The sequence below is a fragment of the Allopontixanthobacter sp. genome (genome assembly GCF_034376665.1).
In the GTDB taxonomy this organism is placed as follows: domain Bacteria; phylum Pseudomonadota; class Alphaproteobacteria; order Sphingomonadales; family Sphingomonadaceae; genus Allopontixanthobacter.
Map to the genome: position 1 here is coordinate 1 of NZ_JAXMJI010000069.1, position 14,678 is coordinate 14,678.

The following is a 14,678-nucleotide window of genomic DNA, read 5'->3' on the forward strand; positions in this document are numbered from 1 at the left end:
GCCAATGGCGGGCTTGCCGGCCAGCTGGATCTGGCCGCGCCAACCATCCGCGCGATCAGCGACGCGGCGGCAGCGGCTATCGGCGGTGCGACAGTTTTAACGGTCAATACCAGGCTCGGTCAGAACGACGGGGCGGTCAACGACGCGGGCTATTTCTCCGCCGCGCAATTATCCTTCACCGTGGAGGATGCGCTGCTGATCCAGAACAGCGGCGCAGGAACTGCCTTCGACGACCGGCGCGGGTTTACGGCGGACACCGTGCCCAGCGGCACCGCCAATCCCGCCGCGGTCCTCGTGGTCAACGGCACTGTCGGCGGGCTGACCGGGATCGATGCCCTGTCCGCCGCCGGTGTGCCGTCGCAGTTCGATCCCGGCTCGACCATCAACGGATGCTTTATCGGCAACCCGGCGTTCTGCGGCATCGGCCCGGGTTTCCGCACTCCGGTTCCCGGCGATCCGATCCAGGACCTGATCGAGGAGGAAATCGATCCGCGGGGTGACGACGAATCCGGCGGCGACGAACTGGGCGGCGACGAACAGGGCGGAGACGATCTCGGCGGCATTCTGGTCGATCTGCGCGATACCGTATCGCGCGAGGACGATCCGTTGCTCGATGATCCGGTTACCGGCGCGGGGAACGAGGATCTCTGGGTCTCTGGCCCGGATTGCGAAGGGGTGGACGCCGACAGCGAGGCCTGCCGGGAGCCGGCCGAATAATCCGGCCCCGGACCACTGCAATCTTGACCGCCACCTTGCGCTGCGTGCAAGGCGCGCAGCCATGACCCAAGCGCCGCTTCGACTGTTCAATTCGCTCACCCGCAGCCTGGAAACCTTCACTCCGGTGCATGCCGGGGAGGCGCGCGTTTATACCTGCGGGCCGACGGTCTATAATTACCCCCATATCGGCAATATGCGCGCCTATGTTTTCGCCGATGTGCTGGGGCGTACGCTCAGCTGGAAAGGCTACAAGCTTACCCATGTGATCAACATCACCGATGTGGGCCATCTGACCGACGATGCGGATTCGGGCGAGGACAAGCTGGAGAAGATGGCGGCGGAAAAGGCGCAGGATATCTGGGATATCGCGCGCCATTATACGCAGGCCTATTGGGACGATGTGAAGGCGCTGAATATCCGTCAGCCTGCGCATTGGTCCATCGCCACCGATTACGTGCCGCAGATGATCGAATTCGCGAAAAGCATAGCGGAGGAACATTGCTACGAACTGGAGAGCGGCCTCTATTTCGACACCTCGACGGTCAAGGATTACGGGCGGCTCGCCCGCGCGGTGACGGAGGATGGAGAGGGCCGGATCGATACCGTAGAGGGCAAGCGCCACGCCGCCGATTTCGCAATCTGGCGCAAGACCCCGGCGGGCGAGAAGCGCCAGATGGAATGGGACAGCCCATGGGGCCGCGGCGCGCCGGGCTGGCATCTGGAATGCTCGGTGATGGGCGAAAAACTGCTCGGTTTTCCGTTCGACATTCACACCGGCGGGATCGACCACCGCGAAATTCACCACCCCAACGAGATCGCCCAGAACCAGGCGTTCTGCCATTCCGATGTAAGTGGCGCGAACATCTGGATGCACAACAATTTCCTGGTCGAGCGGACCGGGAAAATGTCCAAATCCAGCGGCGAATTCCTCCGCCTGCAATTGCTGATCGACAAGGGCTACCACCCGCTGGCCTACCGCATGATGTGCCTCCAGGCGCATTACCGCAGCGAGCTGGAATTTTCGTGGGAAGGTCTGCAGGCGGCGTTTGTGCGGCTCAAGCGGATGGTGATGATTGTTGGGGGCTCAAAATTTAAGGTAGAACCTTCCGTCCTTAAGGAATTGCTATCGCGAGATCCGCTTGTATTGCGCGACAGACTTGAGCAGGTTTCGTTGAGAGCATTGGAAAAGTTTGAGGGCGCGGTTTCGGACGACCTTAATACTGCCGAAGCGCTGGTCGCTTTTGAAGAAGCCATTGGACTTAAGGGCGCTGCCTTCATCGACAGTATTGTGATTTCAACTTTGCTCATGGACTCTGTCCTCGGCCTCAACCTGCTGAACCTCTCCCGCGCCGACCTGCGCATCCGCCCTAAATCCGCCGCCATCACTGAACCCGAAATCGAAGCCGCGCTCGAGCGCCGCAAGGAAGCGCGCGCGGCGAAGGATTTCGCCACTTCCGACGCCATCCGCGATGAACTCACGGCTAAGGGAGTCGAAGTGATGGACGGTGATCCGCTGGGCTGGGACTGGAAGCTGTGAGTGGCCCCTCCGTCAGCGCTCCGCGCTGCCACCTCCCCAACACAAGTTGTCGGGGAGGAATTTTTACGGGAGTCGAATAACCAATGACCATCGCCGTACTCAGCGCGCTTATCCGCCCGGCTCTTGAGCCGCATCTGCCCGATTGGGTGGAGCCGCACTGGTTCGCCTCCACCGAACAGTTGCTCGAACTGGTGCCGGAGGCGGAGATTGGTTGGTTCGACCTGTATGATCACGCGCCGATGGCCGAGGGCGTGCGCCGTGCGGAAAAGCTGAAATGGTTCAATTCCATCTATGCCGGTCTCGATTTCCTGCCGCTGGATCTGCTGGCGCAGAGCGGCGTGACGGTGACCAATGGCGTGGGGATCAATGCCATCACCATTGCCGAATACACCGTGATGATGATGCTCACCTATGCCAAGGGATACCGCGATGTCGTGCGCGCTCAGGACCGGCGCGAATGGCTGCTGGATTCGCCGGGCAAGATCGAACTGGCTGGCAGCAAGGCGCTGCTGCTGGGCTACGGCGCGATCGGCAAACTGATCGAGACGCGGCTGAAGGCATTCGATGTGGACGTGACCGTGGTGCGCCGTTCGGGCGGTGCGGACGGTACGCTCGGCCCTGATGAATGGCGCGCCCGGCTCGGCGAGTTCGACTGGTTTATTCTGGCGGTGCCAGCGACGCCGGAAACCGATGGCATGATCGGCGGACAGGAATTGGCCGCGATGAAGGATACCGCCGTGCTGGTGAACATCGCCCGCGGCACGGTGGTGGATCAGACGGCGCTGGTTACCGCGCTGCAGGACAAGACGATTGCCGCCGCGCTGCTGGATGTGACCGATCCCGAACCGCTGCCCGCCGATCATGTGCTGTGGACGTTGGAAAACGCCCACATCACCATGCATCTGTCGGGCCGCGCGCAGGATCAGATGTTCGCCCGTTCGGCGCAGCGGTTCCTCGAAAATCTGGACCGGTATCATCGGGGCGAGCCGGTGGAGCCGCGCTTCGACCCTGCGCGCGGATACTGATCCGTTCGGCAGGCTAGTCGGCGGGTGACTCCGGTGCCGGTCTTTGTTACGCAGGATGACTAGGGCGGAGGAGGCCGTGGAGCCCCGGTTTCGCTAGCGGTCGCGCCAAATTTGTCTGTCGGCATCCGTTCCGGACCGCTGACACTGGGGGAGATACGCGTTGTCCGACAAGATCAAAGCTTCGGAATTGTTCATCCAATGTCTGGAGGCGGAAGGCGTCGAATATATCTTCGGCGTGCCGGGGGAAGAAAATCTCGATTTCCTGGATTCGCTGTCGCGTTCCGAAACCATCAAGCTGATCCTGACCCGGCATGAACAGGGCGCGGGCTTCATGGCGGCGACTTATGGCCGCCACACCGGCAGGACCGGCGTATGCCTGGCGACGCTGGGCCCCGGCGCGACCAATTTCGTGACCGCCGCCGCCTATGCCCAACTGGGCGGGATGCCGATGATGATGATCACCGGGCAGAAACCGATCAAGAAATCGAAACAGGGCCGGTTCCAGATCCTCGACGTGGTCGCGATGATGGGGCCGATTACCAAATATGCCCATCAGCTGGCCGCGGGCGACAATATTCCCAGCCGGGTGCGCGAGGCGTTCCGCGTGGCCGAGGAGGAAAAGCCCGGTGCGGTCCATCTCGAACTGCCCGAAGACATTGCCGAGGAAAAGACCGACTCCCGGCCGATCCCCAAATCCATCGCCAGGCGCCCCTCGGCGGAGGTGAAGGCCGTGCGTCAGGCGGTCAAAGCCATCGAAGCGGCCAAGGCGCCGGTGCTGGTGATCGGTGCTGGCGCGAACCGCAAGATGACCGGGCGGATGCTTAATCAGTTCATTGCAAAGACCGGCATTCCCTTCGTCACTACCCAGATGGGCAAGGGCGTGATCGATGAACGCCATCCGCTGTTTCTCGGCTGTGCGGCGCTGTCGTCGGGCGATTTCTGCCACCGCGCCATCGAGGATGCCGATTGCATCGTGAATGTGGGGCACGACGTGATCGAGAAGCCCCCGTTCTTCATGAAGCAGAACGGGGTCACGGTGATCCATCTGTCCACCCGCACGGCGGAGGTCGATCCGGTCTATTTTCCGCAGATCGAAGTGATCGGCGATATCGCCAATGCGATCTGGCAGATCAAGGAGGACATCGTCCCGTCGGGCCGGTGGAAATTCGATCACATGCTCGAATACCGCAAGGCCGAAGTGGCGCATACGTCGGGGCTGGCGGACGATACCCGTTTTCCGATCTTCCCGCCGCACCTGGTCACCGCCACCCGCGCCGCGATGCCCGAAGAAGCGATCATCTGCCTCGACAACGGGGTGTATAAGATCTGGTACGCGCGTGGGTACACCGCCTATCTGCCCAACACCGTGCTGCTCGACAATGCGCTGGCGACGATGGGCGCCGGCCTGCCGTCGGCCATGATGAGCGCGATGATCTATCCGGACCGGAAGGTGATGGCGATCTGCGGCGACGGCGGGTTCATGATGAACAGCCAGGAAATGGAAACCGCCGTCCGGCTCAAACTCAACATGACCGTGCTGATCCTGCGCGATGACAGCTACGGGATGATCCGCTGGAAACAGGCCAATATGGGCTTTGCGGATTTCGGGCTGACCTATGGCAACCCCGACTTCGTCAAATACGCCGAAAGCTACGGCGCGAACGGTCACCGGGTCGAAAGCGCGGCGCATCTGGCGGAATTGCTGGCCCATTGCCGCGATACGCCGGGCGTCCATCTGATCGATTGCCCGGTCGATTATTCGGAGAACGACCGGATCCTGAACCACGACATCAAGGAACTTTCCGCAAAACTCTGAGCTTGTTCGGGTAACGGAGATTACCATGGTGAAATTGAAAGACGTCTATCCGCTGTATCTGAACAACAAGCCGGTGCAGCCCAACACCGACCTGGAAGTGCGCGACAAGTTCACCGGCGAGGTCGCGTTCCGCACTGCATTGGCTACGCCCGATGTGATTGAGGAAGCGATTGCCGGCGCGGTCCGGGCGGCGGAGCCGATGGCGCGGCTCGCCAGCTATGAAAAGCAGGACGTGCTGGCTCACTGCGTCACCCGGTTCAAGCAGCGGTTCGATGAACTTGCCTATGCGCTGTGTGTCGAGGCGGGCAAGCCGATCAAGGATGCCGAGGGCGAAGTTACCCGGCTGATCGACACCTTCCGCATCGCCGCCGAAGAAGCCACGCGCAATTACGGCGAGGTCCAGCCGCTGGATATTTCCGCGCGGGCCAAGGGCTATATGGGGATGTGGAAACGGGTGCCGATCGGACCGTGCAGCTTCATCGCGCCGTTCAATTTCCCGCTCAATCTGGCGGCGCACAAGATTGCCCCGGCGATTGCCATGGGCTGCCCCTTCGTGATGAAACCGGCCAGCCTGACGCCGCTGGGCGCGATCATCATGGGCGAGGTTCTGGCCGAATGCGACGTGCTGCCGGAAGGCGCCTTCTCGATCCTGCCCGCCAGCCGTGATGGAGCCGATCTGTTCACCACGGACGAACGGCTGAAACTCTTGAGCTTCACCGGATCGCCCAGCGTCGGCTGGGCATTGAAGGCCAAGGCGGGCAAGAAGAAGGTCGTGCTGGAACTCGGCGGAAACGCGGCGGTGATCGTGGACAAGGACGCCGACCTGCACCACGCGCTGGAGCGGATCATCTTCGGCGCATTCTACCAATCCGGCCAAAGCTGCATCGGGGTGCAGCGGATCATCATCCACGAAGATATTTACGGGTCCTTCAAGGATATGCTGGTCGAAAAGACCAAGTCGCTGGTCTCAGGCGATCCCAAGCAGCGCGACACCTTCATCGGCCCGATGATTTCGGAGAAGGAAGCTACCCGGCTGAAGGGGTGGATCGACGATGCGGTATCGGCCGGGGCCACGCTGCTGTGCGGCGGGGAGCGGGAGGGCAATATGCTGGAGGCGACCCTTCTGGAGAACGTGCCGCGGGATTGCGACGCCAGCCGCGAAGAAGCTTTCGGCCCGCTCGCCAACCTGTCCCGCTTCTCCGATTTCGGTGAGGCGATGGAGCAGGTCAACGACAGTAAATTCGGGCTTCAGGCGGGCATCTTCACCCGCGACATCCATCAGGTGCTGGATGCGTGGGACATGCTCGATGTCGGCGGCGTGGTGGTCAACGATGTCTCAAGCTACCGGGTCGACAATATGCCTTACGGCGGCGTGAAGGATTCCGGCCTCGGCCGCGAAGGCATCCGCTTCGCAATGGAAGACATGAGCGAAATCCGCAATCTGATCATCCGCCGCGAAAGCGCGGGGTGACCAGATCGCGGGGCTGGCTCAGGGCCGCGGCAACACCGTCAGCTTGTAAGGAATAAACAAAAACACTTCCGACGGGCCGGAGCGGGCCCATTGGACCGGTTTGTTGAGCCCCTCGACCTCGACCGCGTAATTTTCGCCCATTTGCGTCGTCAGTCGGTTCGCGTCCTCAGCAATTGCCGCAGTGATCTGCAGACGGAAGCTGTCGGGTCCGACCACCGAGAGGCTGGCATCGCCCGAACCGTCCATTTGTGCGCGCCCGTTCTCCGGCACGCTTTCGATGTAATCCGCGATCCGCTTTTGCGCTGCGATCCCGCTTTGCGCGTCCGACAGCCTGGCCTTGACCAGAAACGACACCCGCTGGCTGTCCGGCCGGTTGTCATTCATGAGGGTAAGCTCGTCCACATTCGCGATGGACAGCGGGGTCAGGATGTATTCGCCAAAGGCCAGCTCTACCCCGGCAATGCCAGCGCGCTTCACTGCTTCATTCAGCATTATGCGAATTTCACTCGCGCGCTGCTTGGGATCGCGCGTGTCGCCACTGATGGTAACTTTCTGCACCAGAAAGTCGGCGGTGCGGCGCAATCCGACGGCTGGCCGTTCGTTGTTATATGCGTCGTACTCGTCTTCCTCGAAGGCGATGCGCGAAGCGGTCACCATGATTTCCTGCGACTCGAGGTCCTGTGCGGCAGCCAACGTCGGTAGCTGGACCGTAAGGAACAAGGCCAGCAGTCCGAAAATTGAAGCACGCATCCGTTCTCTCCCCCATTGCTGCGCCAGATCGCTACGAAATCAGGGCGTTGTCAATCCTTCACGCATCCTGCAGCAGCAGCAATTCGGCCTTTACCACCAGCCTGACGTCTGGCAGCATTGTGTGATCGACCGACACGATCGCTGCATCGGCCACCAATTGGCCGGGGATGGCGAATTCGTGGTCAGGCAATTCGGCGATGAAACGTTCGCCGGCCTTCGCGGCTTCGATGCCCTCGAAGGCTAGTTCTACCGTGTGGCGCGCGCCGGAAAAGGTGATGCTGGCCCAGGCTTGCTCGGAATGGCGCAGGACCTGCGCTTTCTCCGCTGCGAGCGCGCACAGGGCTTCGCGCAATCTGTCCGCAGCGCTGCGGCGGGCATTGCGCGAAGGGCGGAGGTCGATCGCGGTTTCAACCGACATGGGGGTTCTCCTGCGCTGCGCCGTCCTGATACCGGGCGATGAATTGCTCCACCCGCCTGGCCGTTCGGGTGCGCGGCGTGCGGCCGTTGCGCAGGTCGAGGACAAAGCGCGGATCATGGGTGGCCAGGCGGCCGAATTTGGTGGCCGCCATGTCGGTTTGGCGGAGGAATTTCTCGATAGTACGAATGAGCATGCGGCCCTCATCAGTTCTTGGTTAGATTGGGACGGGTCGTCCGCTGATCCGGCTACCCGCTGAAGCGCTGGCGACTCGGCCAGCCCCCGATTCGTTGCCTTTCAAATCCTACTTGTCTAGGAAAAATACATCGTCTATGTAGGAAAAATGATGCGATCACATGAAAGCAGGACCATGGACCCGCGACAGCGGCTGCTAGCCTTGTCCCAGGAAAGAGGGGCCAGTCTGTCCGCTCTCTCCCGCCTGATCGGGAGAAACGAGACATATTTACAGCAGTTTATCCGCAAGGGCAGCCCGAAGCACTTGCTCGAGGGGGACCGCCGCACCTTGGCGGAGTTCTTTGGCGTGGCCGAATCGGAGATCGGCGGGCCGGAGGAAATTTCCTATAACCCATCGGTGAAGCTGCCATTGTCGGCGCAGGATCACGAATGGATTATGGTCCCGCGCCTGCCTCTCGGGGCTTCCGCCGGGCCGGGTTCGCTGTCCGCGACGGAGCTTCCGTTCGACAATTTCGGGTTCTCCCGGCGATGGCTGCGTGAACAGGGGCTGGAGGCCGCGCAGCTGTCTGCGATCCGGGTCGAGGGCGATTCGATGGAGCCGCTGCTCCGCGCCGGCGACGAAATTCTGGTGGACCGCGCTCCCCGCCCGTTTCGCGACGGGGTCCACGTGGTGCGGCTGGGCGATACGCTGGTGGTCAAGCGCGTGGCGGCGCTCGGCGCGGGGCGGCTATCGCTGCTGAGCCAGAACATGGCCTATCCCCCGGTCGAGGTCGGCGCGGACGAGGTGGAGATCATTGGCCGGGTGGTGTGGAAAAGCGGCCGGCTGTAGGGGCGGGCAGGGCGTCGGCGTTGCAATCCGGCTGAAGAAACGCCAGATCGCTGCCATGACCGAAGCCAGCACAGCTCAGACCAACCCGGCCCAAACCAGACAACCCCCAATGCGCGCGGCAATCCTGCCCGTCACTCCGCTGCAGCAGAATTGCAGCCTGATCTGGTGTACCGCGACCATGAAGGGCGCGCTGGTCGATCCCGGCGGCGATCTCGCCATGCTGAAAGCGGCCGTTGCAAAATCGGGCGTGACACTGGAGAAGATCCTGGTGACGCATGGGCACATCGACCATTGCGGCGAAGCGGGCGTGCTGGCGCGGGAACTCGGCCTGAAGATCGAAGGCCCGCACGAAGCGGACCGGTTCTGGATTTCGCGGCTGGACGAAGACGGCCGGAAATATGGCATCCACGGCGAAGTGTTCGAGCCCGATCGCTGGCTGTCGGACGGCGACACCGTCACCGTCGGCGATTTGACCCTGGACGTGATCCACTGCCCCGGCCACACGCCGGGCCATGTGGTGTTCTACCACGCCCCGAGCAAGTTCGCGATTGTCGGCGACGTGCTGTTCCAGGGATCGATCGGTCGGACCGATTTCCCGATGGGCAACCATCAGGATCTGCTCGACGCGATCACCGGAAAGCTATGGCCGCTGGGCGGGGACGTGACCTTTATTCCGGGGCACGGTCCGATCAGCACCTTCGGTCAGGAACGCAAGACCAACCAGTTCGTGAGCGATCACGCGCTGGCGTGAGGGCTTACAGCACCTGCAGCGGGATCAGCGTGGCAGCGATCGCCAGACCAAGCAGGGTGAGCATGGTGACCAGCGTGCCGATCATCCGGCCTTTGCCGAAGCGGCCATCGTCCATCCCCAGCCCGTGGGCGATCCGGCCGAGCATATAGATCGCCGCGACATAGGCGAGCCAGTTGCCTCCCTTGCCGGTCATCTCGATTGCCGCGATCAGGATCAGCACGAACGGGGTGTTCTCGACGAAGTTGGCATGGGCGCGCATCCGGCGGATCACCTTGTCGTTGCCGCCATCGCCGATGCTGACCTTTTCCGAGCCGCGCACTTGCCCCACGCGAATGCTGAGCCAGATGGCGAGGATCGCCGCCGCGGCGGCGGCAGTAAGCGTAACGGGTAGCAGCATGGATATTCCCCTGTGATTGGTTTCAACCTGCTACCGATATGCGCAGCGGCTTGCAACTGCCAGCGAATCCGCTATAGGCCGCGCCTTCGCCGTTAGGACGGATCAGGAAGTTGCGCAGGGTTGTCGGCCTTGTGCGATGTCCGACCTTCGCCTAGAGCGGCCCGTGAAACAGATAAACTTATAGAAGCAGGCTCCTCCAATGGCTGTCCCTAAACGTAAAGTATCCCCGCACCGCCGCGGCAACCGTCGCAGCCATGATTCGCTCAAGGTCGAGGCATTCCATGAATGCAACAATTGCGGCGAATTGAAGCGTCCGCATAACCTGTGCAATGCTTGTGGTCATTACAACGGTCGCGAGATCGTTGCGGTCGGACTCTGATTTCTCCAAGTAAACGGAGTACGCGCTGATGAGCCTTCCGCGTATCGCGATTGATGCGATGGGCGGCGATATCGGCGTGCGCGTGATGATCGACGGCGCGGCAGAGGCTCGCCGCCATCATGACCGCTTTAAATTCCTGCTTGTCGGTGACGAAGCGCGGATCCGGACCGCCCTGGAAGCACACCCCAATCTGCGCGAAGCGTCCGAAATTCTCCATTGCGAGGATGTCGTCGGCGGGGACGAAAAGCCCACCCAGGCCCTGCGCCGCGCCAAGACCACATCGATGGGCCTTGCGGTCAACGCGGTAAAGCGCGGTGATGCGGGGGCCGCTGTCAGTGCGGGAAACACCGGCGCGCTGATGGCGATGAGCAAGCTAGCCTTGCGCACCATGCCGGGAATCGACCGGCCCGCGCTGGCCGCGCTGCTGCCGACGCTTGGCGACAATGACGTGGTCATGCTCGACCTTGGTGCCAACACCGAATGCGATGCCCGCAATCTGGTGCAATTCGCAATCATGGGTGCCGCCTATTCCCGGATCGTCACCGGACGCGAAGCGCCGCGGGTGCGGCTGCTCAATATCGGCACCGAAGAAATGAAGGGCACCGACCAGTTGCAAGTCGCGGCGGCACAATTGCGCGCCGCCACCGGGCTGGCGATGACCTTTGACGGATATATCGAAGCCGACAAGATCAACCGCGGCGAAGTGGATGTGGTCGTCTCGGACGGTTTCTCCGGCAATATTGCCCTGAAGGCGATCGAGGGCGCGGCGCGGTTCGTGACCGATCTGCTGCGCAACGCCTTTACCAGTTCGCTGCGCTCCAAGATCGGCTTTCTGGTATCGCGGCCGGCCACCGAATTGCTCAAACACCATCTCGATCCCAACAACCATAATGGCGCGGTATTCCTCGGCCTCAACGGCGTGGTGGTGAAAAGCCATGGCAGCGCAAGCGCGGGCGGAGTCGCGAACGCGGTGATGGTCGCGGCGCGCTTGCTGGAAGAAGACCTGACCCAGCGGATCGCTGCAGATATGGCCGCGCTTGGCGAAGATCGCCTGCGCGAGGCGAAATGATCCGCTCGGTCATCTGCGGCAGCGGCTCTGCCCTGCCTGGCAAGGCGGTGACCAACGCCGAGCTGGCGGAGCGGGTCGATACCAGCGATGAATGGATTGTCGAGCGCACCGGTATCCGCCAGCGCTACATCGCTTCGGACGGCGAAACGACCGGCACTCTGGCGATCGAGGCTGCGCGCAACGCGCTTGCTTCGGCCGGGATGGAGCCTGCATCGATCGATCTGATCGTGCTGGCCACCGCCACGCCGGACCAGACTTTCCCCGCCACGGCCACCAAGGTCCAGGACGCCCTGGGCTGCAACGGCGGGATTGCCTTTGATGTCGCGGCGGTTTGTTCGGGCTTCCTGTATGCGATGGCGACCGCCGATTCGATGCTGCAAACGGGGATGGCAAAGCGCGCCCTGGTGATCGGCGCGGAGACCTTCAGCCGCATTCTCGACTGGGACGACCGGACTACCTGCGTGCTGTTCGGAGACGGTGCCGGGGCAATCGTGCTGGAAGCGCGCGAAGGCGACGCCGACGGTCCGGGCATCATCACTACCAAACTGCACGCCGACGGTGCACATTGTGAATTGCTGTATGTCGATGGCGGCCCATCCACCACCGGGACGGTGGGCAAACTCCGCATGAAGGGACGCGAGGTATTTCGTCATGCCGTGGTCAATCTGGCCGCAGTGCTGAGCGAGACGTTGAAGGATTCGGGCCTGACCCCCGATGATATCGATTGGGTCGTGCCGCATCAGGCGAACGCGCGGATTCTCGATGCTACGGCGCGAAAATTGAGCCTTGACCCGCAAAAAGTCATTGTAACCGTTGACCAACATGCGAACACTTCGGCAGCATCCGTGCCGTTGGCCTTCGATGTCGCAGTGAAAGACGGACGGATCAAACCCGGCGATCTGGTCATGTTCGAGGCCATGGGCGGCGGCTTTACCTGGGGCGCAAGTCTAGTCCGTATGTGACCGATGCACGCCTGCTATCCGAACGCAGCGGCAAACGCCGGGATTTCCGCATATTTCAGTGGCTTTCCGGTTGTTAAGTAGCAAGTTAACATGTATCATTTTGTCATTATTCATCGGGTCGCGCCTATGAAGAACAAGGAGAACGTGCATGATGCGTTCAGTGGGCACTCTGACCCGTGCCGATTTGGCAGAAACCATCAATCGCAAAATGGGATTTTCCCGCGCCGAGTCGCTTGGACTGGTCGAGGCGATTCTCGAAAAGATCTGCACGGCGGTGACGAACGGCGAAAACGTCAAGATTTCCGGTTTCGGCAGCTTTGTTCTTCGTGACAAGAAGGAACGGATTGGGCGTAATCCCAAAACCGGGGTGGAGGTTCCGATCACGCCCCGCCGGGTCATGACGTTCCGCGCCAGCCAGCTGCTCAAGGACCGCATAGCCAAGGAATGACCCCGATGAGCGCCCGATTCACTGACGGTAAGGACGAACGTGCCCTGCGCACGATCGGCGAAGTCAGTGCGGCGCTGGGGATCAAGTCTCATGTCCTGCGGTATTGGGAACAGCAATTTCCTTCGCTGCACCCTTTGAAACGCAGTGGCCGGCGGTATTACCGGCCCGAAGACATCACCTTGCTGGAAACCATCGACAAGCTCGTCAACCGCGAGGGCTATACGCTGAAAGGCGCGCAGCAGGTGCTGAAGGACGTGCATCGCGCGCCGCCTCCGCCCGGTCTGGACCCGGGCCATGTGGCCGCGGAACTGGCACCGGAAGTATCCTCCGCTGAATCGGGTACCAACCCGCCAGCCGATGTTCCTGCAGAAGTGATCGCCCGGCTGAAATCGATCCGTTCGACCCTTGCCAGGGCGCTCGAGGCCTGAAGGCGGACGGCTCGCCTAATTTCTCAAGCTGCAGCTATTCCGCGGCGAGCAACTCCTCTGCCGCGCCGAGGTCCACGCTGACCAGTCGCGAAATGCCCTGTTCGACCATCGTCACACCGAACAGCCGGTGCATCCGGCTCATCGTTACCGCGTTGTGCGTCACAATCAGATAGCGGGTATCGGTTTCCTGGGTCATCGCTTCCAGCAAATCGCAGAAGCGGTCGATATTGGCGTCGTCGAGCGGTGCATCCACTTCGTCCAGCACGCAGATTGGCGCGGGGTTGGTCAGGAACAGCGCAAAAATCAGCGCGATTGCGGTCAGCGCCTGTTCGCCCCCCGACAGCAGCGTCAGCGACTGCAGACGCTTGCCGGGCGGCTGGGCGTAAATCTCGAGGCCAGCCTCCAACGGATCGTCGCTGTCGATCAGCGCGAGGTGGGCCTGGCCGCCCTCGAACAGGCGGGTGAACAGTCGGCGGAAATGGGTATCGACCTGTTCGAAGGCGGCGCGTAGCCGTTCGCGACCTTCGCGGTTGAGATTGCCGATCGATCCGCGCAGCCGGTTCACGGCCTCGGCCAGTTCGGCCTGTTCTTCGGCGCTGGAGCCCGCCTCGGTTTCGAGCCTGGCCAGTTCCTCCGCTGCCACCAGATTGACCGGCCCGATGCGCTCGCGCCCGGCGGTCAGCCGTTCCATTTCGTCCGATTCCACGGAGGAATTCCCCACCGCTTCGGCATCGAAACCGAACCGGCCGGCCAGCATCGGCGGCGGGCATTGAAAGCGCTCGCCCGATATCCGCGCCATCTCGCTGCGGCGGGCTTCCTCGTTTTCGGCGCGGGCGGCGGATCCGGCGCGGGCTTCGCGCGCGGTGCTGAGCGCTTCATTCGCCTGGGCAAAGGCCTGATCCGCTTGCTGCGCCGCCGCAGCCGCATCCGACACGGCTGCTTCGGCTGCGGCCAGTTCCTTGCCCAGCCGCTCGCGGACGCTGTCGCCCTGTTCGATCTCGCGCATCAGGCCCGCGGGCTTGGCGGCGTAAACGGCCTGATCCTGTTCGATTTCCTCCAGCCGCCGGGCGAAGTCGGACAGCCGCCGCGCCGCATCGCCGGACCGCGCTTGCCAGCTTGCCATGTCGGCTCGCTGCGCCGCCGTGCGTTCGCGCGCCACGGCCAGCGCCTGATCATGCGAGGCAAGTTCGGCGGTGGCGGACTGGAGCATGGAGCGGGCCGCTTCGTGCCGGGCCTGCGCAGCGTCGAGCGAGGCGCGCCCGGCGGCAGGATCGGGCAGGGCCGCCTGCTGCTCTCGCGCCGCGATCAGCTCGGCGTCGACTTGCGCCCGCTGCTCGGCCAGATCGGCCGCAGAGGCTGTCAGCTGGGCTAGCTGTGCGGCGATGCGTTCGCGCGCGGCCTCGGCCTGATCGAGACTGCGCAAGGCCTGGCGTTCGGCCTCCGCTGCCTCGCCGACCGCACGCTCGGCGGCGATGAGCCCGCGTTGCAA

Annotated in this window: 15 protein-coding genes and 2 pseudogenes; 12 read left to right on the plus strand and 5 right to left on the minus strand. The window is 62.5% G+C overall.

Annotated features, from left to right (window positions below):
• The 5 genes and pseudogenes from U0988_RS07660 to U0988_RS07680 all read left to right on the plus strand — a co-directional run.
• Nucleotides 1-717, plus strand: a pseudogene (locus U0988_RS07660) (hypothetical protein); the annotation flags it as partial.
• 61 nt (nt 718-778) lie between these two features.
• Nucleotides 779-2,254 carry a cysteine--tRNA ligase gene (gene cysS, locus U0988_RS07665; protein ID WP_322292039.1) on the plus strand — a complete coding sequence of 492 codons (1,476 nt, stop codon included), beginning with the start codon at nt 779-781 and terminating at the stop codon, nt 2,252-2,254.
• A gap of 83 nt (nt 2,255-2,337) precedes the next feature.
• The gene (locus U0988_RS07670) at nt 2,338-3,279 is read left to right on the plus strand and encodes a D-2-hydroxyacid dehydrogenase (protein ID WP_322292040.1); all 942 of its coding nucleotides are present in this window, start codon (nt 2,338-2,340) and stop codon (nt 3,277-3,279) included.
• A 160-nt stretch (nt 3,280-3,439) separates the two neighbouring features.
• Nucleotides 3,440-5,095, plus strand: a complete 1,656-nt coding sequence (locus U0988_RS07675) for an acetolactate synthase large subunit (RefSeq protein ID WP_322292041.1) — start codon at nt 3,440-3,442, stop codon at nt 5,093-5,095.
• A gap of 25 nt (nt 5,096-5,120) precedes the next feature.
• A complete protein-coding gene (locus U0988_RS07680) occupies nt 5,121-6,566 on the plus strand; it encodes an aldehyde dehydrogenase family protein (RefSeq protein ID WP_322292042.1) in 1,446 nt (481 codons plus the stop codon).
• Between the two features lie 18 nt (nt 6,567-6,584).
• On the opposite strand, the gene U0988_RS07685 is transcribed toward U0988_RS07680, so the two are convergent.
• Genes U0988_RS07685 through U0988_RS07695 form a run of 3 tightly spaced genes read right to left on the minus strand, consistent with a single transcriptional unit; the run spans nt 6,585 to nt 7,927 of the window.
• Nucleotides 6,585-7,316: a TonB-dependent receptor gene (locus U0988_RS07685; protein WP_322292043.1), complete on the minus strand. Its 732-nt coding sequence runs from the start codon at nt 7,314-7,316 to the stop codon at nt 6,585-6,587.
• 58 nt (nt 7,317-7,374) lie between these two features.
• On the minus strand, nt 7,375-7,734 hold the full coding sequence (locus tag U0988_RS07690; RefSeq protein WP_322292044.1) for a hypothetical protein: 360 nt from the start codon (nt 7,732-7,734) through the stop codon (nt 7,375-7,377).
• Complete coding sequence (locus U0988_RS07695) at nt 7,724-7,927, minus strand: hypothetical protein (RefSeq protein WP_322292045.1); 204 nt, start codon at nt 7,925-7,927, stop codon at nt 7,724-7,726. Before U0988_RS07695 ends, U0988_RS07690 begins: the two co-directional genes overlap by 11 nt.
• A 174-nt stretch (nt 7,928-8,101) precedes the next feature.
• Here U0988_RS07695 and U0988_RS07700 point away from each other — a divergent pair, with 174 nt between their 5' ends.
• Both U0988_RS07700 and U0988_RS07705 read left to right on the plus strand, forming a co-directional pair.
• The gene (locus U0988_RS07700) at nt 8,102-8,755 is read left to right on the plus strand and encodes a LexA family transcriptional regulator (RefSeq protein ID WP_322292046.1); all 654 of its coding nucleotides are present in this window, start codon (nt 8,102-8,104) and stop codon (nt 8,753-8,755) included.
• Nucleotides 8,756-8,810: 55 nt separating this feature from the next.
• Nucleotides 8,811-9,506, plus strand: a complete 696-nt coding sequence (locus tag U0988_RS07705) for an MBL fold metallo-hydrolase (protein WP_416172377.1) — start codon at nt 8,811-8,813, stop codon at nt 9,504-9,506.
• Between the two features lie 4 nt (nt 9,507-9,510).
• Here U0988_RS07705 and U0988_RS07710 read toward each other — a convergent pair whose 3' ends face one another.
• Nucleotides 9,511-9,903, minus strand: coding sequence for an MAPEG family protein (locus U0988_RS07710; RefSeq protein ID WP_322292047.1), 393 nt, complete (start codon nt 9,901-9,903; stop codon nt 9,511-9,513).
• 199 nt (nt 9,904-10,102) lie between these two features.
• Between U0988_RS07710 and rpmF the strand changes: the two genes are divergently transcribed.
• From rpmF to U0988_RS07735, 5 genes are all read left to right on the plus strand, one after another.
• Complete coding sequence (rpmF, locus tag U0988_RS07715) at nt 10,103-10,282, plus strand: 50S ribosomal protein L32 (protein WP_160754831.1); 180 nt, start codon at nt 10,103-10,105, stop codon at nt 10,280-10,282.
• Between the two features lie 28 nt (nt 10,283-10,310).
• Nucleotides 10,311-11,351 (plus strand): phosphate acyltransferase PlsX, encoded by a 1,041-nt coding sequence (plsX, locus tag U0988_RS07720; protein WP_322292048.1) that lies wholly within the window; start codon nt 10,311-10,313, stop codon nt 11,349-11,351.
• A complete protein-coding gene (locus tag U0988_RS07725; protein ID WP_322292049.1) occupies nt 11,348-12,313 on the plus strand; it encodes a beta-ketoacyl-ACP synthase III in 966 nt (321 codons plus the stop codon). The genes plsX and U0988_RS07725 overlap by 4 nt, the downstream gene beginning before the upstream one ends.
• 148 nt (nt 12,314-12,461) lie before the next feature.
• On the plus strand, nt 12,462-12,761 hold the full coding sequence (locus U0988_RS07730; protein ID WP_322292050.1) for an integration host factor subunit alpha: 300 nt from the start codon (nt 12,462-12,464) through the stop codon (nt 12,759-12,761).
• A gap of 5 nt (nt 12,762-12,766) precedes the next feature.
• The gene (locus U0988_RS07735; protein WP_322292051.1) at nt 12,767-13,189 is read left to right on the plus strand and encodes a MerR family transcriptional regulator; all 423 of its coding nucleotides are present in this window, start codon (nt 12,767-12,769) and stop codon (nt 13,187-13,189) included.
• A gap of 34 nt (nt 13,190-13,223) precedes the next feature.
• On the opposite strand, the pseudogene U0988_RS07740 reads toward U0988_RS07735, so the two are convergent.
• Nucleotides 13,224-14,678, minus strand: a pseudogene (locus U0988_RS07740) (chromosome segregation protein); the annotation flags it as partial.